Source organism: Streptococcus sp. 17.1 (assembly GCF_016648655.1).
Lineage (GTDB): Bacteria > Bacillota > Bacilli > Lactobacillales > Streptococcaceae > Streptococcus > Streptococcus salivarius_E.
This window is the reverse complement of record NZ_JACLQM010000003.1, coordinates 115,274-140,104: the sequence shown is the minus strand read 5'-3', so window position 1 is coordinate 140,104 and position 24,831 is coordinate 115,274. Positions and strand designations below refer to the sequence as shown.

26 protein-coding genes, 1 tRNA gene and 1 pseudogene are annotated in these 24,831 nt (G+C 40.0%); 26 read left to right on the top strand and 2 right to left on the bottom strand.

The window, feature by feature from the left end; translation table 11 throughout:
- Positions 1–97: 97 nt before the first annotated feature.
- From H7T99_RS03360 to folP, 9 genes are all read left to right on the top strand, one after another.
- Positions 98–835, top strand: a complete 738-nt coding sequence (locus H7T99_RS03360; RefSeq protein WP_002884816.1) for a LytR/AlgR family response regulator transcription factor — start codon at positions 98–100, stop codon at positions 833–835.
- Between the two features lie 310 nt (positions 836–1,145).
- Positions 1,146–2,324 carry a sensor histidine kinase gene (locus H7T99_RS03355; RefSeq protein ID WP_002884300.1) on the top strand — a complete coding sequence of 393 codons (1,179 nt, stop codon included), beginning with the start codon at positions 1,146–1,148 and terminating at the stop codon, positions 2,322–2,324.
- A gap of 111 nt (positions 2,325–2,435) precedes the next feature.
- Positions 2,436–3,815, top strand: a complete 1,380-nt coding sequence (locus H7T99_RS03350; RefSeq protein WP_037602849.1) for a hypothetical protein — start codon at positions 2,436–2,438, stop codon at positions 3,813–3,815.
- Positions 3,816–3,977: 162 nt separating this feature from the next.
- Complete coding sequence (gene rpsP, locus H7T99_RS03345; protein WP_002884675.1) at positions 3,978–4,250, top strand: 30S ribosomal protein S16; 273 nt, start codon at positions 3,978–3,980, stop codon at positions 4,248–4,250.
- Positions 4,251–4,261: 11 nt separating this feature from the next.
- Positions 4,262–4,510: a KH domain-containing protein gene (locus H7T99_RS03340; protein WP_002884680.1), complete on the top strand. Its 249-nt coding sequence runs from the start codon at positions 4,262–4,264 to the stop codon at positions 4,508–4,510.
- A gap of 161 nt (positions 4,511–4,671) precedes the next feature.
- Positions 4,672–5,934, top strand: coding sequence for a bifunctional folylpolyglutamate synthase/dihydrofolate synthase (locus H7T99_RS03335; protein WP_070476700.1), 1,263 nt, complete (start codon positions 4,672–4,674; stop codon positions 5,932–5,934).
- A gap of 66 nt (positions 5,935–6,000) precedes the next feature.
- On the top strand, positions 6,001–7,845 hold the full coding sequence (locus H7T99_RS03330; RefSeq protein ID WP_004183113.1) for an APC family permease: 1,845 nt from the start codon (positions 6,001–6,003) through the stop codon (positions 7,843–7,845).
- A 145-nt stretch (positions 7,846–7,990) separates the two neighbouring features.
- Positions 7,991–8,554 (top strand): GTP cyclohydrolase I FolE, encoded by a 564-nt coding sequence (gene folE, locus H7T99_RS03325; protein ID WP_002884345.1) that lies wholly within the window; start codon positions 7,991–7,993, stop codon positions 8,552–8,554.
- Positions 8,555–8,562: 8 nt separating this feature from the next.
- Positions 8,563–9,363: a dihydropteroate synthase gene (gene folP / locus H7T99_RS03320; protein WP_037602858.1), complete on the top strand. Its 801-nt coding sequence runs from the start codon at positions 8,563–8,565 to the stop codon at positions 9,361–9,363.
- 32 nt (positions 9,364–9,395) lie between these two features.
- Here folP and H7T99_RS03315 read toward each other — a convergent pair whose 3' ends face one another.
- Positions 9,396–10,847: an alpha-amylase gene (locus H7T99_RS03315; protein WP_022496809.1), complete on the bottom strand. Its 1,452-nt coding sequence runs from the start codon at positions 10,845–10,847 to the stop codon at positions 9,396–9,398.
- 220 nt (positions 10,848–11,067) lie between these two features.
- On the opposite strand from H7T99_RS03315, the gene folB reads away from it, so the two are divergent.
- The 8 genes from folB (at position 11,068) to H7T99_RS03275 (ending at position 18,028) form a co-directional block, all read left to right on the top strand.
- Positions 11,068–11,427 (top strand): dihydroneopterin aldolase, encoded by a 360-nt coding sequence (gene folB / locus H7T99_RS03310; RefSeq protein WP_002884716.1) that lies wholly within the window; start codon positions 11,068–11,070, stop codon positions 11,425–11,427.
- A complete protein-coding gene (gene folK / locus H7T99_RS03305; protein ID WP_002884240.1) occupies positions 11,424–11,915 on the top strand; it encodes a 2-amino-4-hydroxy-6-hydroxymethyldihydropteridine diphosphokinase in 492 nt (163 codons plus the stop codon). The genes folB and folK overlap by 4 nt, the downstream gene beginning before the upstream one ends.
- Before the next feature lie 189 nt (positions 11,916–12,104).
- On the top strand, positions 12,105–13,007 hold the full coding sequence (murB, locus tag H7T99_RS03300) for a UDP-N-acetylmuramate dehydrogenase (protein ID WP_037602862.1): 903 nt from the start codon (positions 12,105–12,107) through the stop codon (positions 13,005–13,007).
- 46 nt (positions 13,008–13,053) lie between these two features.
- The gene (locus H7T99_RS03295) at positions 13,054–14,208 is read left to right on the top strand and encodes an ABC transporter ATP-binding protein (RefSeq protein WP_037602864.1); all 1,155 of its coding nucleotides are present in this window, start codon (positions 13,054–13,056) and stop codon (positions 14,206–14,208) included.
- Positions 14,192–14,986: an ABC transporter permease gene (locus tag H7T99_RS03290; protein ID WP_002884253.1), complete on the top strand. Its 795-nt coding sequence runs from the start codon at positions 14,192–14,194 to the stop codon at positions 14,984–14,986. The genes H7T99_RS03295 and H7T99_RS03290 overlap by 17 nt, the downstream gene beginning before the upstream one ends.
- The gene (locus H7T99_RS03285; protein WP_002884421.1) at positions 14,983–15,759 is read left to right on the top strand and encodes an ABC transporter permease; all 777 of its coding nucleotides are present in this window, start codon (positions 14,983–14,985) and stop codon (positions 15,757–15,759) included. Before H7T99_RS03290 ends, H7T99_RS03285 begins: the two co-directional genes overlap by 4 nt.
- Positions 15,752–16,819, top strand: coding sequence for an ABC transporter substrate-binding protein (locus H7T99_RS03280; RefSeq protein WP_037602867.1), 1,068 nt, complete (start codon positions 15,752–15,754; stop codon positions 16,817–16,819). Before H7T99_RS03285 ends, H7T99_RS03280 begins: the two co-directional genes overlap by 8 nt.
- Before the next feature lie 309 nt (positions 16,820–17,128).
- Positions 17,129–18,028, top strand: coding sequence for an SPFH domain-containing protein (locus H7T99_RS03275; protein ID WP_004183097.1), 900 nt, complete (start codon positions 17,129–17,131; stop codon positions 18,026–18,028).
- A 43-nt stretch (positions 18,029–18,071) separates the two neighbouring features.
- Here H7T99_RS03275 and H7T99_RS03270 read toward each other — a convergent pair whose 3' ends face one another.
- A complete protein-coding gene (locus tag H7T99_RS03270) occupies positions 18,072–18,467 on the bottom strand; it encodes a VOC family protein (protein ID WP_002884456.1) in 396 nt (131 codons plus the stop codon).
- 116 nt (positions 18,468–18,583) lie between these two features.
- Here H7T99_RS03270 and H7T99_RS03265 point away from each other — a divergent pair, with 116 nt between their 5' ends.
- From H7T99_RS03265 to H7T99_RS03225, 9 genes and pseudogenes are all read left to right on the top strand, one after another.
- A complete protein-coding gene (locus H7T99_RS03265) occupies positions 18,584–19,477 on the top strand; it encodes an ROK family protein (RefSeq protein WP_022496813.1) in 894 nt (297 codons plus the stop codon).
- Between the two features lie 154 nt (positions 19,478–19,631).
- A complete protein-coding gene (serC, locus tag H7T99_RS03260) occupies positions 19,632–20,726 on the top strand; it encodes a 3-phosphoserine/phosphohydroxythreonine transaminase (protein WP_002884688.1) in 1,095 nt (364 codons plus the stop codon).
- A 12-nt stretch (positions 20,727–20,738) separates the two neighbouring features.
- Positions 20,739–21,296 (top strand): GNAT family N-acetyltransferase, encoded by a 558-nt coding sequence (locus tag H7T99_RS03255; RefSeq protein WP_037602870.1) that lies wholly within the window; start codon positions 20,739–20,741, stop codon positions 21,294–21,296.
- Positions 21,297–21,314: 18 nt separating this feature from the next.
- On the top strand, positions 21,315–22,496 hold the full coding sequence (locus H7T99_RS03250) for a 3-phosphoglycerate dehydrogenase family protein (RefSeq protein WP_037602873.1): 1,182 nt from the start codon (positions 21,315–21,317) through the stop codon (positions 22,494–22,496).
- Between the two features lie 53 nt (positions 22,497–22,549).
- A pseudogene (locus H7T99_RS03245) lies at positions 22,550–23,035 on the top strand (methylated-DNA--[protein]-cysteine S-methyltransferase); the annotation flags it as partial.
- 42 nt (positions 23,036–23,077) lie between these two features.
- Positions 23,078–23,431, top strand: coding sequence for an arsenate reductase family protein (locus tag H7T99_RS03240; protein WP_037602940.1), 354 nt, complete (start codon positions 23,078–23,080; stop codon positions 23,429–23,431).
- Between the two features lie 57 nt (positions 23,432–23,488).
- A tRNA-Thr gene (locus tag H7T99_RS03235) sits at positions 23,489–23,559 on the top strand.
- A gap of 152 nt (positions 23,560–23,711) precedes the next feature.
- Positions 23,712–24,086 carry a CidA/LrgA family protein gene (locus tag H7T99_RS03230; protein WP_002884266.1) on the top strand — a complete coding sequence of 125 codons (375 nt, stop codon included), beginning with the start codon at positions 23,712–23,714 and terminating at the stop codon, positions 24,084–24,086.
- Complete coding sequence (locus H7T99_RS03225; RefSeq protein WP_002884772.1) at positions 24,079–24,774, top strand: LrgB family protein; 696 nt, start codon at positions 24,079–24,081, stop codon at positions 24,772–24,774. The genes H7T99_RS03230 and H7T99_RS03225 overlap by 8 nt, the downstream gene beginning before the upstream one ends.
- Positions 24,775–24,831 lie beyond the last annotated feature (57 nt).

The window sequence follows — 24,831 nt, the reverse complement described above, 5'->3', positions numbered from 1 at the left end:
GACTTTATGCTGTAAAAAAAGGAATAATATCCGATTAATTATGATAAAATGTTAAATAGGTATATTAAAGTATATTAGAAAGAAAGAGGGAAATAAGATGCTTTCTATTATCGTCCTTGAAGATGATGCCTTGCAGCGTCATCGTGTTAGCCGTTTATTGGACGAAGCAGTTGAGGAGTCGAAGGCCGTTGTTGATGGGATTACCTTTTATGAGCAGGGTCAGGAATTGTTAGATGCTGATAGAGGTTCGGGTAAATCCATGGTTTATCTTTTGGATATTGACCTTAAAAATCAAACGAAGCAGGGACTAGATATTGGGCTTGAAATCCGTAAGGAGGATTTGAAAGCACAAATCGCTTTTGTTACAGCCTACTCTGAGTTTATGCCCTTGACCTTCCGTTATAAGATTCAAGCTTTGGACTTTGTTGATAAGTCTATGGAAGATACAGATCTTAAGAGAGCCTTGGTAGAACTTTTAGATTTTGCGTATTCGCAGGTTGAGCAAGAAACCAAGGCACAGAGTCTGACGGTAAAAACGGATAAAAATGATGTTAACATTCCTTATGATGACATTTTATACATTGAAACAGCCCCTGTGCCACATAAGTTGATCGCTCACACCAAGTCAAACCTAGTAGAATTCTATGGAAAAATTGCAGAAGTAGCGAAATTGGATGATATTTTCTTCCAAACGCATCGCTCTTTTGTTGTCAATGTGAGTAATGTGACAAGTGTGGATCGTACGGCTAATATGGTCTTCTTTGAGGGAGACGAGTCCTGCCTCCTATCGCGGACACGTAAAAAAGAACTTTTGGAACGATTGAAAAATCGTTAAGGCTCAGATTTTCCCCTTCTTCTCTAATCATTATTGAAAGTTTTCTGAAAATCGAGATAATTATTTAATTTTATCTCATATAATAGCAGGAAGTGTGATAAAATAGTAATGTGGCTTTTTACTGCTTATTTAAGATTACTAGAAGGAGGTGGCTAACCATTAAATGATGCTCAATTTGCAAATTGCATTAGAATATCTTTTGCATTTCATCGTCATACAGTGGATTTACGAAAAGACCAGCTTGGTCAAGATACCACGTATGATTCTTCCTATTGCGTTCTTAGTTGAATGTATAGGGGGGATACTGGGGATGTCATATAATGTCGGTTTGTCCTTTATGACACCGTTCTACCTTCTTTTTTATGCATATTTCTATGGCAAGGAAAGAACCACCAATATGTTGGCATTTTATGCCTTCTATCCTCTTGTTCTTTATCTTTTGATTTTTAATGGTTATGCCTACTTTTTGATGCCGGGATTTGGTATCACATCGGATTTCCTTAATAAAAGTTATCTTTATTTCATTTTCTTTGACCTTTTAATTATTCCAACATTTGTCGCTCTTTCCAAACTTCTTAATATTGATTTTAAATATTTGAGGGTTTTGGAGCGAGATCGCAAATTTGGTCGGATAATGTTTTTCACTAACTTTGTTTTGATTAGTTATGTGATTATGAACTATTCCGTAGTTGTGGCTTCGCGTTTCTTTGATTTGTACTATGCTGGCCATATTATAACCTTGATTGGCTATATAGCGATTCTTTATGCTGTTTACAGTGTCAATAGATACGCAGATGAGTACTTTGAAAATGAGCGAAGAAAAGAAAATCGTCGTCACTTGGATGACCTAGAGAAGTATTCTGAACAAGTCGAAAGTCTTTACGAAACGTTACGCAGTTTCCGTCACGACTATACTAATGTTATGATTTCGCTTAATGAAGCCATTCAGATGAAAGACATCGACCAAATCAAGATGATTTATGATAGTGTCTTGAAAGATTCGGCATCAGATTTGAAGCAGCAAAAGTTTGATTTGGCAAAATTAACTCGTGTGACCAACATGCCGCTTAAGAGTCTGTTGTCATCTAAAGTAGCCGAAGCTTTTGATAAAGGTATTCAATGTCATGTTGAGGTTGAAGAGGGCGTCTTCTTCACAGATATGCGTCCACTCGACTTGATTACAATTATATCCATTCTTTGTGATAATGCTATAGAAGCTACTGTATTAGCAGATGAACCAAAATTATCTATCGCTATCTTTAAGATGGAAAATCAATCAGTTATTGTTGTTGAGAATTCAACTAAGGAAGCTTCTATTGATGTAGCTCCTTTGAAACAAAGAGGATTTTCAACAAAAGGAACAGGTCGTGGATTGGGCTTGGCAAATATCGAAGAGATTCTCTTTAGATACGATAATGTCACGCTTGAAACGGAATCAGCACAACACCGTTTTGTCCAATTATTGTCTATTACACCAAAAGAAGATTAATGGGGATTTAATAAGAATTTTTAGAATTCTTATTAATCCCTATTTTTATGTTAAAAAGTATGGTAAAATAGGGAAGTTAATCATGTGTTTTTTAATTCAGGGGGATTTATTATGTTGAAAGACGAATGGTTAGAGTACTTTGAGGCTGTGAATGGCCGAAAACCAAGACCAATCGACTTTAAAGAAGCCTTGGAACGAGGAGAGTTTGTTCTCTCTGAAGGTGCAGAGGCTCACCAAGTAGCTGATCAAGGAGAATCATCAGCTGACCAACAGTTTGAAGAAGGAACCGCAACTGCCAGAGCACTAGCCCAGTCTCAGAAAGAGCGTGACAACGCGCAAGAGGCTATGGCAAATGCGGCCCAAGAAAAGAGAAAGGCCCTATCTCAAGAGACTGTTGGTCAAGTAAGAACCATTCAGTCGGGCCGTCAGGCTGAGGATATTCAAAAAGAAGAGGAACAACGCAAACGCGTCGCAGAGGCTAAGGAGCGTTTGGCAAGCTATGCGCCAACCCGTCCAGATGCAGGAAATCATTCTGTTAATACCTCGAGTGAGCCTAATCAATCTATTCCAGTTTTCAGTAACCAAGCACAGCATCTTGGATTGTCTGAGGATTTGACAAAACTTGATCATAAGGAAGAAAAAGCAGCTAAGAAGCTTGCTCGTCAAGCTACTCGTGATAAGAAAAAGGCTGAAAAATTAGCTGCTAAAGCTAAATCTAAGGAAGAACAGACAGTTGCCAGACTAGAAAAGAGATTGGAAAGTCAGGTTCGTCTTCTAGAAACGATTCAAAACGCTAATCAAAAATCGCAAAAGGCCAAAAATTGGGGCAAAGGAGCCTTGATTTCTAGTCTTGTTGCTGTTGTTTTGATGTTGCTTGTTGGTGGTGTATACGGTTTTTGGCGTAATGCTTCGGGGAACATTGAGGGGACTTGGGAATTAAAATCGTCTAAGGTATTGGACGAAAATTCTGGAAAGTTAACCAATGCTCTGAAAGAACATGAAGATAAAGATGAAATTTACGTCTCTTTCCTTAAAGTTGATCAGTCTAATAATTTACAAACACATTCTTACTTTTATAAAAAAGGTGAGGAGGATCAGCCTACTTTTACAGCTTCAGATTATTTGAAGGAATATCAAGTTGTTGATCAGTGGAATAAATCGATTACCTATACTAAAGAAGTTTCAGAATTTAAGCGTGAGTTGACTAAAGTTGTCTCGCAACTTTATCCAAATGCAGATAAGAATCTAGTAGATTACTATATTTCGGATAATGTAGATAACTATCGACTCTACCGTAAAGGGAAACGCACCAAGTCTTATACTGTAAATAAAGATACCTTGGTTGTTTCTACCTACAACGAGGATGGCAAGTTGACCAGTCGTGATACTTACGAGAAAGTGTCGAAGGCAGCTGCTAAGGGTTTAGAAGCTGAATATGCTGAAGCAAAGGTAGCTTATGAAAAAAATCACAAGACTACAACTAAGAAATAGTCGAAAAGGAAGTTAGAGTTTGACTCTAACTTTTTTTGTAGAAATTTTAAGTCTGTCAAGTTTTTTTCTTGACACATAAAAATGATATGGTATACTAGTTAAGGTCGAGGGGCGATAAGTGCCCCCACCATAATAAAAAACTAAAGAAAAGAGATATTAAAAATGGCAGTAAAAATCCGTTTGACTCGTATGGGTTCTAAGAAAAAACCTTTCTACCGTATTAACGTTGCAGATTCACGTGCTCCACGTGATGGACGTTTCATCGAAACAGTTGGTACTTACAACCCACTCGTTGAAGAAAACCAAGTAACACTTAAAGAAGAACGTGTTCTTGAGTGGTTGTCTAAAGGTGCACAACCTTCAGATACAGTTCGTAACATCCTTTCAAAAGAAGGCGTTATGAAGAAATTCCACGAATCAAAATTCTCAAAATAATTTTTTAGCCTATGGATACCATTGAAAATCTTATTATCGCTATCGTTAAACCTTTAATTGCTTCACCAGATCAGTTGACCATCAAAATTATTGACGGTCCTGAGTTTTTGGAGTACCATCTTGACCTTGCCCCAGCCGATATTGGGCGCGTTATCGGGAAAAAAGGACGTACTATTACGGCGATAAGAGCGATTGTCTATTCGGTACCTACTCAAGGTAAAAAAGTTCGTCTTGTTATTGACGAAAAAGAGAAAGCTTAAGAGGTGACCCTAGGGTTGCCTTTTTTGCATATTTTGGTTATACCTAGGAGTCTTTGGTATAATAAGAGCGTCAAAGCATTAAGCTCAGGGAAAAACTAGAAATCTAGTTTAGAGGTCAGCTTAATGACTAAGTTGAAGCATTAGCCAAAAAAGGAGTAATTATGACTTATCAGGAAGCGTTGGATTGGATTCATGGACAATTAAAATTTGGCATCAAGCCTGGCTTGGAGCGTATGGCTTGGATGCTTAAAGAGTTGGGAAATCCACAAGATAATCTCAAGGCTGTGCATATCGTGGGAACAAACGGCAAAGGGTCTACAGTCAATGCCCTCCAAACCATTTTCACCCAAGCGGGTTATGAGGTTGGAACCTTTACTTCACCCTATATTATTGACTTCAAGGAACGAATTTCTCTTAACGGTCAGATGATTTCAGAAGAGGACTTACTTGACCTGGTTAATCGAGTGAAGCCTGTGGTTGAACGGCTGCCAAAAGAGACAGAGCATGAAAATGCGACAGAGTTTGAAATTATCACAGTTTTGATGTTCCTCTATTTTGGTCAGGTCCATCCTGTTGATATCGCATTCATTGAAGCTGGAATGGGTGGTCTTCATGATTCGACTAATCTCTTTAAGCCCTTGGCAGTCCTGTGTCCATCGATTGGTTTGGATCATCAGGCTATTTTGGGAAATACCCATGCTGAAATTGCTGCTGAGAAGGCTGGTGTTTTGAAGAATGAGGCTCCCTTTATTTATGCGACTGACCGTACTGATGTTCGAGATGTTTTCGAGAAGAAGGCGCGAGAAGAAGGTTCTAAGACCTATGAGCTGGGGAGAGATTTCACAGCTGAAGGGTCAAGCCTTTCCTTTGATTTTACCTATGGAGAGCAAAGGTTAGATGATATAGCCTTGGCTATGGCCGGTCAACACCAAGTAGCAAATGCTAGCTTGGCTATCATGGCTTCTTTATTGCTTCAAAAAGATTATCCTAAAGTAACGCCTGAACTCATAAAGGATGCACTGGCTCATGCCAATTGGCGAGGTCGAACAGAATTTTTAAGACCTAATCTCATGATTGATGGTGCTCATAATAATGAGAGTGTTAAAGTTTTGATTGACTTGTTGCAATCAGAATATGCAGATAAGGAGATTGAACTTCTCTTTGCGGCGATTGACACCAAGCCTATTGATGGCATGCTTGCCCAACTAAAATCGGTTGGTGACTTGACTGTAACGAGTTTTGACTATCCAAATAGTGTTAAATTAGATAAATACCCAGAGGCTTATAATCAGGTACCAGACTTCAAAACATGGATTAAAGGACATGTGACGACTGACAATAAGAAACTTTATGTGATTACGGGATCTCTATACTTCATTTCTCAGGTCAGAAAATGGGTTTTAGAGCAGGCAAGTGATGGTTAAGACTTGAAAGATGACATTTAGGGGCGTATAATAGCCCTCGTATGTTTTAAAAGTAAGGAGATCACAATGTTTCAACGTCTGAAAAACATTTTAATCGGTGAACCTTTAACTCATGATGATAGTGGTGATGAACACTTATTGTCCAAGATTCAGGCCTTGGCCATGTTGTCGAGTGATGCGCTATCATCTATCGCCTATGGTCCAGAGCAAGTCGTTTTGGTTCTGACAGCTGTATCTAGTGCGGCTATTTGGTGGTCAATCCCTATTGGACTTTTGGTTCTCGTTCTTTTGGCCAGTCTTACCATCTCTTATAGACAGGTTATCAAAGCCTATCCTCAAGGTGGTGGCGCCTATATGGTAACGACGGAAAATCTGTCTCCTAAGTTTGGCTTGATAGCTGGTGGTAGTCTTTTGGTCGATTACATGTTGACGGTTGCTGTTTCAGTGGCCTCAGGTGCAGATGCCATTACTTCAGCCCTTCCCTTCCTGCATCCTTTCAATCTTGAAATATCAATGATTTTGGTGCTTGTTTTGATGGTTATGAACCTTAGGGGAATGCGTGAATCGGCAAAATCTTTGATGATACCAGTTTATCTCTTCATTGTTTCGACGCTCTTCTTGTTGGGATTTGGTTTCTTTCAAATTTTAACGGGTCATATGCCTTACGCAGCCACAGCACATTTAGGACAACCAATTACAGGTGTATCATTGATTCTTATTTTAAGGGCCTTTACTTCAGGTTCTGCCTCATTGACAGGGGTAGAAGCTATCTCTAATGCGGTGCCTTTCTTTAAGAAACCTAAGGCCAAAAATGCAGCTTCAACCCTCTTTATTATGTCTAGCATTTTGGGGGCTATGTTTGCGGGAATCACCTTCCTCAACTGGTGGACTGGTATTACGCCTCATGCAGGAGTAACTATCTTGTCACAAATGGCTAGAGAAATTCTCGGTCAGTCATGGATTGGTAGTATTCTATTTTACGTTTTCCAATTCTCTACTGCCATGATTCTTGCAGTAGCGGCTAACACAGGTTTTTCAGCCTTTCCGATGTTGTCCTTTAATATGGCGAAAAATAAATACATGCCTCATATGTACCTTGAAAAAGGGGCACGTATGGGATACTCTAATGGGATCTTGACACTTGCAATTGGTGCCATTACCCTTTTGTTTATTTTCCGAGGAAATACGGAACGGTTGATTCCGCTTTATACCATCGGTGTATTCATTCCATTTGCTCTTTCTCAAACGGGGATGGTTATCCATTGGATTCGTGAATATGGTAAGGGATTCTGGAAACACTCTTTAGCTAATATCTTGGGTGCCCTCATTTGTTATGCTATCGTTCTCATTCTCTTCCTTTTCCGTTTAGGAGATATCTGGCCATTCTTCCCAATTATTGCAATCTTGATGTGGATGTTCCTTAAGATTAAAAAACACTATAATGGTGTTGCTCAACAGTTGCGTATTGATGGAGCGGTAGAAGAACACCATTATCAAGGAAATATTGTTCTTATCCTCGTTGGGAATGTTACCAAGGCTAATATCGGAGCTATTTCCTATGCGCGTTCTATTGGTGACAAGGTTATCGCCATGCATGTATCTACTAAGGATACTGAGAACAAGGACAAGGAAACTGAACAAGAGTTTAAAAAATATTTCCCTGAAATTGAGATGGTTCATATCCAATCACCGTACAGCTCAATCACTCAGTCAACCATTCAGTATGTGGACGAGGTCGCCACTCAAGCTGAGAAGGATAATGCGACTCTGACAGTCATGATTCCTCAGTTTGTACCTAAAAAATCATGGCAAACCATGCTTCACAACCAAATGAGTTTACGATTGAAATATTATCTCAAATGGCGTGAGAATATTGTGGTTTCATCCTATTCTTACCACTTGAAAGACTAAAAAATATAAGCGAAGACAACCTCTATATGAAAGGTGGTCTTCGCTTTTTTTGAGGTTTAGGTAGTTAGGAAATCTTATTTTTTGCAAGAAAAATCCAGCAAAATAAGGTATAATAGATAGTATTATAACGTTGCAAGAGGAAATTATGGCAAATCAAGAAAAAGTAGAACAAGCAGTCTATCAACTATTGGAAGCTCTAGGTGAAAATCCTGAGCGTGAGGGACTTTTGGACACACCAAAACGTGTGGCTAAGATGTATGCTGAAATGTTTTCAGGTCTAAATGAAGACCCTAAGGATCAATTTACAGCTGTCTTTTCAGAAGTCCATGACGAAGTTGTCCTTGTCAAGGATATTCCTTTTTACTCTATGTGTGAGCACCATTTGGTTCCATTTTATGGTAAGGCCCACGTGGCTTATTTGCCAAGTGGAGACAAGGTGACAGGACTTTCCAAATTAGCGCGTGCGGTTGAAGTAGCTGCTCGTCGTCCGCAGTTGCAAGAACGTCTTACAGATCAAGTTGCTACAGCACTTGAAGAAGCTCTCAATCCTCGAGGAGTTTTTGTCATGGTTGAAGCAGAGCACATGTGCATGACCATGCGAGGCATTAAGAAACCAGGAAGTAAGACAATCACAACTGTCGCTAAGGGCCTTTATAAAGAAGACCGTGAAGAACGCAAGGAAATTCTTTCATTGATGCGTGATTTTTAGGAGTTAAGATGTTTATTGGCAAACATGAGATTGCAGGTAAGGCCTGTATTATGGGAATCTTGAATGTCACCCCTGATTCTTTCTCAGATGGTGGCGATTTTGACACTGTAGAGGATGCGTTAGCTCAGGTTGAGCGTATGATTGCCCAGGGAGCAGCCGTTATCGATGTAGGTGGCGAATCTACAAGACCAGGAGCAGAATTTGTGACTGAGGAAGAAGAGATTGCTCGTATCGTGCCAGTTATTCAGGCTATCAAGGCAAAATATGATGTGCTCATCAGTATTGATACCTATAAGACAGCTACTGCCAGAGCTGCTCTTGAAGCAGGGGCAGATATTCTAAATGACGTCTGGGCTGGACTCTATGATGGTCAGATGCTAGCTTTAGCAGCTGAAAAGAATGTGCCGATTATTCTCATGCATAATCAAAAAGAAGAAGTATACAATGATGTCACAGAAGATGTCTGTACATTCCTCAGTCAACGTGCCCAGGCCGCCTTGGAAGCAGGTGTGGCCAAGGACAATATCTGGATTGATCCAGGCTTTGGCTTTGCGAAAAATGTCCAACACAATATTGACCTGCTAAAAGGCTTGGACAAGGTCGTTGCCTTGGGCTATCCTGTTCTTTTTGGGATTTCTCGTAAGCGTGTTGTGGACTACCTACTAGGTGGAAATACCCAAGCTAAGGACCGCGATCAGGGAACGGCTGCTCTATCTGGCTATGCTGTTAGCAAGGGCTGTCAGATTGTTCGTGTGCATAATGTTGATGTCAATCGTGATATTGTTAAGACCATTTCAGGGATTTTATGATACTAAAAAAAGCTCGATTGAGCTTTTTTTTCTTAGTCTTGAATTGTCCAAACGCTGACAGATTTTTCAGAAACTGGGAAGTCTCCCCATCCGTCTTCGTCAATGGTTACAGTATCAGAGCAGTTTCCAAGAATGTCATAGAAGGTTTGGCCGGCCCAATCACTACCAATTTCCATAGACTTGCTGTTAGCAGCATCATTAGAGATTGTTACAGCTAATGGAGTGCCATCTTCGTTGCCAGAGCGTGTCCATCCAATACAGTTTGGATCATCAAAGTAGTCTGTTTGCTCTCCGTAAGCTAGGTCTTTACGAGCGTAGAGCAAGGTATCTAGAATCTCTTGGAAATTTTCTTGGGCAAATTCACCTTCAATGCCATAGTAGTCACCATAAAATAGGCAAGGAAGACCGTCTTCACGGAGAAGAATGAGAGCATAAGCAGCTGGTTTAAACCATTCTTCAACAGTAGATTCTAGAGCTTGTCCGCGTTGAGTGTCGTGGTTGTCTACGAAGGTCACGGCATGTTCAGGATGATTTTTGACCAAAGAATGATCGAAAATTGTTGTTAAATCATAATCAGCTCCAGCTTTGCTAGCGTTGTGTAGATTGTTGTGAAGGGGAACATCAACGAGGTCAAAACGTTTTTCAATCTTTTCAAGATAGGTATTGTTATCCTCTTCGTTACCATTCCAAAATTCACCAAAGACATAGAAATCCTGCCCTTGTTTTTCTTTGACATCACGGATAAAGTTACGCATGAAGAATGAATCGATGTGCTTGATTGCATCCATGCGGAATCCTTGAACACCTGTTGTTTCAACGAACCAATCTGCCCATTCGTAAATGTTTTCAATAACTTCAGGGTGTTTATAGTCTAGGTTAGCATACATAAGGTAGTCAAAGTTACCATTCTCATTGTCAACCAAGTCGTTGTCTGCCCAACCTTTGTTGTCACCTTGGATAAGATAGATGCCACTTTTATTACGTTTGGCATCGAAGTCAGTTCCGTTAAAGTGGTACCAGTGCCATTCAAAATCGTTGTAGGCCTTATTGCGTCCGTCAAAGGTGAAGTGTGTCCAACCTTCGATCTCAAATGGTTCGCTGATCTCTTGGGTACGGTCCTCTGGGTCAACTTCGACCACTTCGAAGGTCTCGAGTTTATCAGCTGCTGCCTTGTGGTTAAGCACAACGTCGGCCATAGGTACGATACCAACTTCTTTGAGTTGGCTGATAGCATTGAGATACTCTTCTTTGAGGCCATATTTGGTGCGAACAGTTCCTTTTTGGTCGAACTCCCCAAGGTCAAAGAGGTCGTAGACACCGTAACCAACGTCATCTTTGTTTGTAGCCTTAAAAGCAGGTGGCATCCAAACGTGGCTGATGCCTAGGTCTGCCAAATGTTGGGCATCTTCAGCCAAATTGTTCCAGTGTTGACCGTCGCTTGGGAGATACCACTCAAAGTACTGCATTGCGGTTTGATTTGTCATAGTTTTTTTCCTTATTAGTTGAGATAGTCTTGCTTATAATTAGGAGTTTTTTAAACTCCTGTGCCTATATTTTACCAAATCAGAAGAATTACGCAACCGATTGCATAAGCGTAAACACAATAACTTCAGATCTGTCTAAAATATCATACTAATAAGAGTCCAACTTTTCAACTGTTTTGTGCTAGAATAAAGAGGAGTCTAGTCGTCTGAAGGAGAAATTATGGATAAAATTATTTTAAATGGTTGCCGTTTTTATGGCTATCACGGGGCTTTTGCTGAGGAACAGACCCTAGGGCAAATTTTTGTGGTAGATTTGGAATTGGCTGTCGATTTGACCAAGGCATCACAAAGTGACAATCTAGAAGATACGGTTCACTATGGTTTGGTTTTTGAAGCCGTGCAAAAACAAGTGGAAGATAAAAAGTATATTTTGATTGAGCGTTTGGCTGGTGTGATTTGTGAGGATTTATTTGCACAATTTCCACCAATTCAATCTATTAAAGTTCGAATTACCAAGGAAAATCCACCAATTAATGGGCATTATAAGAGTGTTGGTATCGAATTGGAGCGTAGCCGATGACAAGAGTTTATTTGAGTTTGGGATCTAATATGGGAGACCGTCAAGGCTATCTTCAAAAAGCTGTGAAGGCCTTGAATGACTTACCTGAGACGGAGGTTAAAGCGGTATCCTCTTATTATGAAACGGCTGCTTGGGGACTGACAGATCAGGCTGATTTTTTGAATCTTGCCTTGGCTTTAGAGACGAAGTTGCCAGCAGAGACCTTACTAAGGTCATGTCAGCAAATTGAAAAAGACCTTGATCGCGTTCGTCATGAACATTGGGGGCCTCGGACGGTAGATATAGATATTCTTCTATATGGGCAGGAAATCTGGGAGACTGAGCACCTTAAAGTGCCTCACCCATATATGAGTCAGAGAGCTTTTGTTCTGGTGCCCTTAGTAGAAATAGCAGATGATTTGGTTGATCCTAAAACTGGCCAAGCCTACAAAAATTATTTGAGTCAATTAAACACTAGTGATGTCCGTAAATTGGAGCTTATGGACTAGCTTTGCGTGAAATTCCTTGTCGTCAAGATGGGGAATTTTTGCTATAATTAAACTTGGCTTTTTGCTGTATTTTTCTTTTAATTTTTAGGGAAAAATACTAACTCATTTATAGGTAGTGATAGTAATATGGGGAAGTCTATCACGATACCTATAAAGGAATCAATGTATAGAAAAAGTATGGAAAATAACATGTTAGATAAACTTAAAGAAGATTTAGTGGGGATTGATATTCGTTTCGACGAACCCTTAAAACGTTATACATATACCAAGGTTGGTGGTCCAGCTGATTATTTGGCCTTTCCACGTAACCGCTATGAACTCTCTCGTATTGTCAAATTTGCTAATAAGCATGACATTCCTTGGATGGTGCTTGGTAATGCCAGTAACTTGATTGTTCGTGACGGTGGTATCAGAGGTTTTGTGATTATGTTTGACAGGCTCAATGGTATCGCAGTTAATGGTTATCAAATTGAAGCTGAAGCGGGAGCTAACTTGATTGCGACAACCAAGGTAGCCCGTTTCCAAAGTTTGACAGGTTTTGAATTTGCAGCGGGGATTCCAGGTAGTGTTGGTGGTGCCGTCTTTATGAATGCTGGTGCCTATGGTGGCGAGATTGCCCATATCTTGGTTTCTGCTCAGGTTCTTACAAAAGACGGTGATATTCGTACGATTGACGCAAGAGATATGCGCTTTGGTTATCGTCGTTCAGTGCTCCAAGAAACAGGAGAAGTGGTTATTTCAGCTAAATTTAACCTCAAACCAGGAGACTACGAGCAAATCAAGAATGAGATGAACCGTCTTAATCACTTGCGAGAGCTTAAACAACCTCTTGAATACCCTTCATGTGGTTCGGTCTTTAAACGCCCACCAGGTCACTTTGCAGGTCAGCTGATTATGGAAGCTAACCTCAAGGGACATCGTATCGGCGGCGTTGAGGTGTCAACTAAGCATGCTGGTTTCATGGTCAATGTTGATCACGGGACAGCTAAAGATTACGAAGACCTTATTGCAGATGTTATCGCCAAAGTTAAGGAAAATTCAGGTGTTACACTAGAGCCTGAAGTACGTATCATTGGCGACAAATTAAACTAATAAAACCCTATCCCTATATTTGCTATCCATGGAGGATTTATGACAATTGACTAATCCGATTATTGCCTTTCGAAACGTCTCAAAAGTGTTTGAAGACAGTGGCACACAAGTTTTAAAAGACATCAACTTTGAACTAGAAGAAGGTAAGTTCTATACCCTACTTGGGGCTTCTGGTTCTGGTAAATCAACAATTTTGAACATCATTGCAGGTCTCTTAGATGCGACCAGTGGTGACGTCCTTTTGGATGGAAAGCGTATCAATGATATTCCTATCAATAAAAGGGATGTCCACACCGTTTTCCAATCTTATGCCCTCTTTCCACATATGAATGTCTTTGACAATGTGGCTTTTGCCCTTGAATTGAAAAAGGTGCCTAAAAAGGAAATCGAAGAGCGTGTAGAAGAAGCCTTAAAGATGGTTCAACTCAATGGTTATCAAAAACGCTCAATTCAAAAATTATCAGGTGGTCAACGTCAACGTGTGGCCATTGCCCGTGCGATTATTAACCAACCACGTGTGGTCCTTTTGGATGAGCCCTTGTCAGCACTAGATTTGAAGCTACGTACTGAAATGCAATACGAGTTGCGCGAATTGCAGCAACGTCTAGGGATTACCTTTGTCTTTGTTACCCACGACCAAGAAGAAGCCTTGGCCATGTCGGATTGGATTTTTGTTATGAACGATGGTGAAATTGTTCAATCAGGAACTCCGGTTGATATCTATGACGAACCTATTAATCACTTTGTTGCAACCTTTATTGGAGAATCTAACATCCTCCCAGGTGTTATGATTGAGGACTATTTGGTTGAGTTCAATGGGAAACGTTTTGAATCTGTCGATGGAGGAATGCGTCCTAACGAACCTGTCGAAGTGGTTATTCGTCCTGAAGATTTGCAGATTACACTTCCTGAGGAAGGTAAATTGCAAGTTCGCGTGGAAACTCAGCTCTTCCGTGGGGTCCACTATGAAATCATTGCCTATGACAATCTTGGCAATGAATGGATGATTCATTCAACCCGTAAGGCGATTGAGGGTGAGATTATCGGTCTTGATTTTACGCCTGAGGATATTCATATCATGCGTCTTAATGAGACAGAAGAAGAGTTCGATGCACGTATTGAAGAATATGTGGAAGTGGAAGAACATGAAGATGGCTTGATTAATGCCATTGAGGAGGAGCGCTATGAAGAAAACAGCTAGCCTCTTCTCGGTACCTTACCTCCTTTGGCTCCTACTCTTCGTGGTTGCTCCAGTGCTCATGCTACTCTATCAGTCTTTCTTTGATATCAGTGGCAACTTTACATTGGATAATTATGGCACCTTCTTTTCCAGTTGGACTTACTTAAGGATGAGTTTTAACTCGGTTCTTTATGCAGCCATCATTACTCTAGTAACTCTCCTTATCTCTTATCCGACGGCATATCTCTTAACCAGACTGAAGCATAAGCAACTTTGGTTAATGTTGGTCATTTTGCCAACCTGGGTCAATCTCCTTCTGAAAGCCTATGCTTTTATGGGGATTTTTGGCCAACAAGGTGGTATCAATGCCTTTCTTGGTTTCTTTGGGATTGCACCCATGCAAATCCTCTTTACGGACTTCTCCTTTATTTTCGTAGCTAGCTACATTGAAATTCCTTTTATGATTCTACCGATTTTCAATGCACTGGATGATTTGGATGAAAATATTGTGAATGCAAGTAAAGATTTGGGAGCCAATGATTGGCAGACCTTTACCAAGGTTATTTTTCCCTTATCGCTTAATGGGGTACGCTCTGGTGTCCAGTCGGTCTTCATTCCTAGTCTCAGCCTCTTTATGCTGACACGCTTGATTGGTGGTAACCGAGTTATCACCCTAGGGACAGCTATCGAACAGCACTTCCTCACGACACAAAACTGGGGAATGGGGGCAACCATTGGTGTTGTTCTTATTGTTGCTATGATTGCGACAATGTGGTTAACAAAGGAGAGACGTCAATGAAAAAATTTGCAAATCTCTATTTAGCTCTTGTCTTTGTTATCCTTTACCTGCCAATCTTTTATTTAATCGCCTATTCTTTCAATAGTGGTGGCGATATGAATAGTTTCACAGGTTTTACTCTGGATAACTATCAGAGCATGTTTTCAGATAGCCGACTTATGTTAATCCTGGCTCAAACCTTCTTTTTAGCTTTCCTTAGCGCTCTTCTGGCAACGATTATTGGTACCTTTGGGTCTATCTTTATCTACGAGAGTAAACAAAAGCAACAGACTGGGATTTTATCTCTAAATAACGTGCTCATGGTTGCACCGGACGTCATGATTGGTGCTAGTTTCTTGATTCTCTTCACCTTGATTGGTTTCCAACTAGGCTTTGTATCTGTCTTATTGAGTCACATTGCCTTTTCAATCCCAATCGTGGTTCTCATGGTGTTGCCACGCCTTAAGGAAATGAATCGAGATATGGTGAATGCCGCTTATGACCTAGGTGCAACTCAATGGCAGATGTTACGAGAGGTTATGTTGCCATACTTGACACCTGGTATTATTGCTGGTTATTTCATGGCCTTTACCTATTCATTGGATGACTTTGCCGTAACCTTCTTTGTAACGGGGAATGGTTTTTCAACACTTGCTGTGGAAATTTACTCACGTGCACGTAAGGGGATTTCTCTGGAAATTAATGCCTTGTCAACTGTTGTTTTCCTATTCTCTATTCTTTTAGTTATAGGTTATTATGCGATTACCAAGGAGAAGGAGGAGCAGGATGCGTAGACTCTATCAATTTCTGGCAGGTATTTTAGCCATTATCTTCTTCCTTTGGGGCATCTCTGCCTACATGCAGAGTCGTACAGGAAATGTGTCGGACAAATTAGTTATCTATAACTGGGGTGATTATATTGACCCAGACCTCCTGACCAAGTTTACAAAAGAAACGGGCATCAAGGTTCAGTACGAAACCTTTGATTCCAATGAAGCCATGTATACCAAGATTAAGCAGGGCGGAACAACCTACGATATCGCTGTGCCGTCAGACTATACTATTGATAAAATGGTTAAGGAAGACCTTTTGGTGAAGTTGGATAAATCTAAAATCAAAGGTTTTGACCAGATTGGCTCAAGCTTTAAAGGACTTAGTTTTGACCCTCACAATGACTATTCCATCCCTTATTTCTGGGGAACTGTCGGCATTGTTTATAATACAAAATTGGTGAAAAAAGCACCACAGCACTGGGATGATCTTTGGTCACCAGATTACAAAAATCAGATTATGCTTGTGGATGGCGCGCGTGAAGTCCTTGGTTTCTCACTGAATAGCCTGGGATATAGCTTGAATACGAAGAACATGACTGAATTACGTTTGGCTGAAACTAAACTTAATAGTCTAACACCAAATATCAAGGCTATTGTTGGTGACGAGATGAAGGGCTACATGGTTCAAGGTGATGCGGCCATTGGAGTAACCTTCTCAGGGGAAGCTAGTGAGATGCTTGATAAAAATGAGGACCTACGTTATGTTGTCCCATCTGAAGGCTCAAATCTTTGGTTTGATAATCTGGTGATTCCTAAGACTGTAAAGCATGAAAAAGAGGCCTATGCCTTTATCAATTTCATGCTTAAACCAGAAAATGCAGCCAAAAATGCTGAATATATCGGTTATGCCACACCTAACCAAGCAGCTAAAGCCTTGCTTCCAAAGAGTATCACTGATGATAAAGCCTTTTATCCCTCAGAATCAACCATTAAAAACCTTGAAGTCTATAACAACTTGGGACAAAAATGGCTAGGAATCTATAACGATATTTACCTTCAAGTCAAGATGTATCGTAAATAAGTCTTTTGAGATTTGAGTTTTAGATGCCATCTAGAATGATTCTTCCAACGATTTTATTTTCGAAAATACTAAGAGGCTGAAACGCAATCGTTTCAGCCTTTTTCTTACATCGAAAAGTCTCGCCTATTGCGGACAAATTTCTCGACTAACAGGAGTTTCCAAGTTTTCAGGAGTGCTAACACATAAGCGATAAAGAAAGTGTCTCTTTTACACTATTTCAAATGAGCCATACTATTTTTCTTGAAAAATTGTATTGCTGTGCTATAATAAAGCAAAGAAATTTTTAATGTTTATTTTGGAGGACTTAACATGCAAGCAGCACTTCTCTTTTTACTGTTTTCCTTCCTGATTATTTTGGGAATTCTCATTAGTATGCTTTACGTTGTACGTCAACAGTCAGTGGCTATCGTTGAACGTTTTGGACGTTATCAAAAAATTGCAACGAGTGGGATTCATATGCGTTTACCATTTGGTATCGATAAAATTGCCGCTCGTATTCAATTACGTTTGCTTCAAAGTGAGATTGTGGTTGAGACTAAGACAAAGGATAATGTCTTTGTCATGATGAATGTGGCTACTCAATATCGTGTTAATGAGCAAAATGTTACAGATGCTTACTATAAACTCATGCGTCCAGAAGCTCAAATTAAATCATACATTGAGGATGCTCTCCGTTCATCAGTTCCTAAATTGACGCTCGATGAACTCTTTGAGAAGAAAGATGAAATTGCCCTTGAGGTTCAACACCAAGTGGCTGAAGAAATGACAACTTATGGGTATATCATTGTTAAGACTTTGATTACCAAAGTTGAACCAGATGCTGAAGTTAAACAGTCTATGAACGAAATCAATGCTGCCCAACGTAAGCGTGTCGCAGCTCAAGAATTGGCAGAAGCTGATAAGATCAAGATTGTTACAGCAGCTGAAGCCGAAGCTGAAAAAGATCGTCTTCACGGGGTCGGTATTGCCCAACAACGTAAGGCAATCGTTGATGGATTGGCTGAATCTATCGCAGAACTTAAAGAGGCCAATGTGGGTATGTCTGAAGAGCAGATTATGTCTATTCTCTTGACTAACCAATATCTAGATACCCTTAATACTTTTGCGGCTAAAGGCAATCAAACCTTATTCCTACCAAATAATCCAAACGGTGTGGATGATATTCGTACCCAAATTTTGTCAGCCTTAAAGACAGATAATAAAAATTAAGCACAAAAAGAAGCCAGATCTATACAATCTGACTTTTTTTGTTTTATTTTTCTAGGAATTGCGTCAAACGAATAACTTCAATCTTATAGCCATCTGGATCAGTGATAAAGTAGTACATTTTTGGTTTACCAGGAAGACCTGAGAGGTCTGTGACAGTATAGCCAGCCTCTTTGTGAGCTTGGTGTGTAGCTTCTAGGTCATCAACACCAACGGCGATATGCCCGTATCCATCTCCGAGATCATAAGCTTCATGGTCGTAGTTGTAGGTTAATTCCAACTCGTAATCAGGATCATCTTCGAGTTGCAAGTAGACAAGGGTGAACTTATATTCTGGAAAATCATTGCGACGAGCTTCTTTGAAACCAAGAGCTTCTTTATAGAATTTAAGTGAGGCTTCTAGGTCCTTGACACGGACACAAGTGTGTAGAAATTTAGTCATGTGAGATAACTCCTTTTATCTAATTCTGTAAGTTTATGATAGCATTTTGGAACCGTTTTTTCTAGTTTTTGCTCTTTTGTGTTATAATGACGAAAAACAATCTGTGGAGGATGCTTATGACGATTTTAGCGATTGATTTTGGGGGAACACAGGTGAAGTCAGCACTTGTTTCGGAGCAGTTCGCCATTGAAAAGAGTCTGCCGACGCAGTCATCCCCACAAAACTTAGAACAAGCTATTGACGTGATTGATCAGATAGTTACTTCAGTTGAAGTAGACTTATCAGGTATAGCAATTAGTGTTCCAGGGACGGTTGATACTGAGGAAGGTGTGATTTATCATGGTGGCTTATTGAGGTTCTTCCACGGCTTTCGTATTAAAGAGGTCCTCGAAGCCAAGTACCATCTGCCTGTGATGGCTCTTAATGATGGTAAAGCAGCGGCCTTGGCAGAGCTAGCTACAGGTCATTTGCAAGGAGTGGCCAATGGTGCAGCTCTTGTTTTGGGTTCAGGTCTAGGTGGTGGATTTATTATTAATGGTAAACTTTTTCAAGGAAGTCATTTTCAAGCGGGTGAGTTGACCTTTCTGTTACCAGTTCAAATGGAAAAAGTTGATCCTTCATTGATGCGAGGCATGACTTTGTCGGCTGTCGGTTTAATTACCAAGGTAAATGAAGTGCTAGGTAACTCAGATTTAAAGGATGGTTTAGCCGCATTTAAGGCCATAAATGAAGGAGATAAAACAGTCTATCCGCTTTTTGAAAGCTATTGCCGTAACCTAGCCATTACCATTTTGAATCTTCAAACTATCTTTGATATGGAAACCTTTGTTATTGGAGGTGGCATTTCAGCCCAGCCGATTCTTATCGAGGAGGTCAACCGCCAGTTTGATAAGGTTCACCATGAGATTGACTTTATCGGTAAAATTATTAAACGTCCCGAGATTGTTGCTTGTCATCATCATAATGGAGCTAATCTAATTGGGGCAGCCTATTTTCTTAAGCAAAAATAAACGGATACTAAAATCAATTACTGATGAAAATATACATAAAATACCTAACTTTTTTGAGGCGAGCGGTTAATCCCGTTCGTTTTTTACTGTTAACACTTTACAATATTCAGAAAATTCGCTATAATAGGACCATTAAAATTTTGGAGGTGTCTTTATGACAATTTATAATTTCTCAGCAGGACCTGCTACATTACCAAAACCAGTGCTTGAAAAAGCCCAAGCTGAATTGCTTAACTATCAAGATTCCGGTATGTCCGTGCTAGAAATGTCCCACCGTTCTCCAGAATTTGACAAAATCGTTAAAGATGCGGAAGCGACACTTCGTGAGCTTATGGCCATTCCTGATAACTATAAGGTTATTTTCTTGCAAGGTGGCGCTTCGACACAATTTACAATGGTCCCACTTAACCTCGCTCAAGGTAAGAAAGCTTACTACCTTGTAGGTGGTTCATGGGGTAAAAAAGCTTATACAGAAGCTGTTAAACTTTCAAAAACTATTCCTTTTGAACCAATTCTTTTGGCCTCTTCAGAAGAAACTGTTTACGATCACATCCCAAGCTTTGACCCAGCAACAATTGATCCAGAAGCTGCTTATGTTCACTTGACAACGAACAATACCATTGAAGGAACATCTATCTACGATTTGCCTGATACTAATGGTGTGCCAATTGTAGCTGATATGTCTTCAAATATTTTGGCTGCTCGTTACAATGTTGAGGACTTTGCCCTTATCTATGCTGGTGCTCAGAAAAATATTGGACCTGCTGGGGTGACAGTGGTTATCGTTCGTGAAGACTTCCTTAACGACCAACCACAATTGTCTGCCATGTTGGATTACCGTATTCAAGCTGAAGCAGGATCACTTTACAATACACCACCATGTTTCAACATCTATATTTCAAAACTCGTCTTTGACTGGGTTAAAAATGAAATTGGTGGCGTGGACAAGATGGCTGAAATTCAACGTGAGAAATCAGGTCTTCTCTACGATTATATTGAATCATCTGATTTCTACACAAATCCTGTCAAAGATGCCAAGAATCGTTCTGTCTGCAATATCCCATTTGTAACACCAAGTAAAGAGTTGGATGCTAAATTTGTAGCAGAAGCAGATGCTCTTGGTTTCAAGAATATCAAAGGACACCGTTCAGTAGGTGGTATGCGTGCTAGTGTTTATAATGCATTCCCACGTCAGGGTGTACTTGACTTGATTGACTTTATGAAGAAATTTGAAGCCGAAAATAAATGATTAGGTAAAGAGATGGAAATTAGACAAGCCTTCCCAAATGAAATTGGGGCTATCATGACTGTGATTGAGAGTGCTAGAACTGCTTTAGCAGAAGCGGGGAGTACCCAATGGCAAGGAGCTGATGGTTACCCTACTGAAGAAACTATCTTTGACGATGTCCTTAATGGGCAGGCCTATGTAGGAATTGTTGATGGTCAAATCGTTTCTTATGCTGCGGTGATTGTTGATGGAGACCCTGCTTACGACAAAATCTATGACGGGGACTGGAAACACCACAATAAGCGCTACATTACTTTTCATAGAATCGCCGTTTTAAGTGAATTTTCGGGCCAGGGTATTGCTCAAACCTTCATTCAAGGTCTTATTGAGGGGACTGATGCTCATGATTTCCGTTGCGATACGCATGAAAAGAATACTGTCATGCAGCATATTTTGGAGAAGCTTGGCTATGTCTATTGTGGCAAGGTTCCTATTGATGGTGAACGTCTTGCTTATCAGAAAATCAAAACTAAGCGAGAGAAGGCCTTTTATCAAGAACTTGATGAAGCAGCTCACCACGGGATACATTGATTTAAGAGGAATAAAATTATGGTATTTAGTGTAAAAACGTATAACAATATTAACCAGATTGGTTTGAAGGAACTTGGAAATCATTTCCAAATTGATGGTGATTTAGCGAAAAATCCGGATGCCTATATCATTCGTAGTCAAAATCTCCATGACACTGTTTTTCCTGACAACTTGAAAGCTATTGCGCGTGCTGGTGCAGGTACTAACAATATCCCAGTTGACGAAGCAACTGAAAAAGGAATTGTTGTCTTCAATACTCCAGGTGCCAATGCTAACGCTGTTAAAGAAGCTGTTTTGGCCTCTATCTTACTCTCAGCACGTGACTATATTGCGGCCAATGCTTGGGTTAACACACTTAGTGGTGATGATGTTCCTAAACAAATTGAAGCAGGTAAGAAACAGTTTGCAGGTAGCGAGATTACTGGTAAGACATTGGGTGTTATCGGGCTTGGTGCGATTGGTGCACGTATTGCCAATTATGCTTACCGTTTGGGAATGAAGGTCTATGGTTACGACCCATATGTTTCTATTGAAGCTGCCTGGAATATCTCTCACCATGTAAAACGTGTTTCTGATCTTAAAGAGATTTTTGAAAACTGTGACTACATCACTGTTCACGTCCCATTGACACCTGATACGAAGGGGACTTTCAATGCGGATGCCTTCAATCTCATGCAAAAAGGCACAACTATCATTAACTTTGCCCGTGCAGAGTTGGTAGATAATGATGCTCTCTTTGATGCTTTGGAAACAGGTGTGGTTAAACGTTATATCACTGACTTTGGTACAGAAGACCTACTTAACAAACCTAATGTAACAGTCTTCCCACACGTTGGTGGTTCAACAGGTGAAGCAGAACTTAACTGTGCGATTATGGCAGGTCAAACTATCCGTCGCTTTATGGAAACAGGTGAAATTGTTAACTCTGTTAACTTCCCACGTGTGCAACAGGCCTTGAGTGCTCCATACCGTATCACCTTGATTAATAAAAACGTGCCTAATATTGTGGCTCGTATCTCTACTGCGGTTTCTGATTTTAATATCAATATTGATAATATCATCAACCGTTCTAAGGGTGATTACGCCTACACGCTTCTTGACCTTGATGAAACCGATAAGGAAAAGATTGATGAATTGGTTGCTAAGTTTGAGGCTAGCGACAATATCGTACGTGTGCGTTTGATTAAAGGCAAAAAATAAGAGTTAAACTGGCAGGAACAAGAGATTCCTGTCTTTTTTGTTATAATAAAGACATGCTTTATCGTCAGTATTATTTATCTCCTATTGGACGCTTGTGCTTGGTGGCAAGTGACCAAGCGCTTTATGGTGTTTGGTTGGAAGGGCAAAAACATTTTCAGGCAGGGATCAAGGAAGAGGAGCTAGTAGACACCTCAAATTCTATCTTGAAAATAACCAAGAATTGGTTAGAGGCTTATTTTAAGGGGGATAATCCAAGTCCAGATATCCTCCCTCTAGCTGATAGGGGGACAGATTTTCAACAAAAAGTCTGGTCAGTTTTAGGGGAGATACCTTATGGACGGACTATTAGCTATGGACAGATTAGCCAGCAAATCTCCTGCAAATCCGCACAGGCTGTGGGAACCGCTGTTGGTAAAAATCCTTGGTTGATTCTGGTCCCTTGTCATCGTGTCTTACCTAGCAGTGGACAGATAGGTAATTATGCAGCAGGAGAAGAAGCCAAGTGTTTTCTATTGCGTTTAGAAGACATCAGGTTTGACAGTCCCAGAGAGATAGCTTATGCTAGAAAAAAGGAGAAAAACATGTACACTTTTTATGAATATCCCAAATGTAGCACTTGCCGTAAGGCGAAAGCAGAACTTAACCAGTTAGGTTTAGATGTTGAATCTATTAATATTAAGGAAAATCCACCTTCGGCTCAATTTTTAAAAGAGCTTTTGGTAGGGTCAGATTTAGAACTTAAGAAATTCTTCAATACGAGTGGTCAATCCTACCGCTCTCTAGGTCTAAAGGATAAGTTGCCAACCCTATCTCTTGATGAAGCTGTTGAATTCTTGGCTTCAGATGGTATGTTGATTAAACGTCCTATCTTGATTAAAGATGGTAAGGTTTTACAGGTTGGTTACCGTACCCCTTACCAAGACTTAAATTTATAAAAAATAAGCAAAAAATCTTGCCACAGTAAATAGAAGTATGGTAAGATTAAAACAGTTGCCGCTATAGTTAAATGGTATAATAGAGCAATGGTAATGCTCCGTTCCGAGTTCAATTCTCGGTGGTGGCATCTGTGATAAAGTCCAGCCTTAGGGTTGGATTTTTTTATGTTCAAAGAGGCTGATTTATACCTCTCAATTTTTCAAAAGAATTTACTGAAAACTCTTGAAATTCAAAAAAAAAGGAGTAGACTAATAGGTGATTAAACCTAGGAGGCAAGTCGTGAAATACTACGTTCAATTCATGTTGATTTGTTTGTTTGCCGTTATTGGTGAAGCTATTTCAACATTCTTCAAATTACCTATTCCTGGAAGCATTATTGGTTTATTCTTGCTTCTTATTGCTCTTCAGCTTAAGTGGATTCGTCTACGTCATATTCATGCAGTAGCAGAGTTTTTGATTGCCAATATGACTATTCTATTTTTGCCAGCAGGTGTCGGTATTATGGAACGATGGAATGCTATTTCAGCGAATATTGTCCCTATTATTTTGATTATTATGGGAGCCTTGGTTCTTAATATTGTAGTAATTGCAGTAGTTGTCGGTTTCATCAAAAAACATTTTGAAGGTGATTACGAGGAGGTTAAACGTGGCTAATTTTTTTAATACACCCTTGTTTGGGCTAACACTTTCTGTACTAGCTTACACAATAGGGCTTTTGATTTATCGCCGTTTTCCTAATCCTTTGACAACGCCTCTTCTTGTATCGACTGCCTTGATTATCGTCATTTTGCACTATACAGGTATTTCCTACAAGGATTACTATGTAGGTGGCTCTTATCTTAACAGTTTGATTATACCTTCAACAGTCGCGCTAGCAGTTCCTTTTTATAAAAATCTACACCTCATGCGCCATCACTATAAGAGTATTCTAATTGGATCAACTGTTGCCTGTGTTTTAAATACGAGTTATACGGCCTTGATTGCTAAGCTTTTTGGGATGGATTATTTCCTAGCCATCTCTCTCTTTCCTAAGTCTGTAACGACTGCCATGGCTGTAGGAATTTCGGAAAAAATGCAGGGGATTACGACAGTAACCTTGGTTGTCGTTGTTATTACGGGTATCTTAACCTCTGTCTTGGGTCCTGTCTTTTTAAAAATGATTGGCATTAAGGATCCAGTTGCTATCGGACTTTCACTCGGAGGGACCGGACACGCTGTAGGTACTGGAACTGCCTTCAGATATGGTCAGGTTGCAGGTGCTATGGGCGGACTTTCAATCGCTGTAACAGGGATTCTATATGTCTTTATTAGTCCTATTGTGGCAAGTTTGATTCTGAAATAAAAAATTAAGGTTTGGATAGGTTTTCCAAGCCTTTTTAGCTGTGAAAAACAAGCAAAA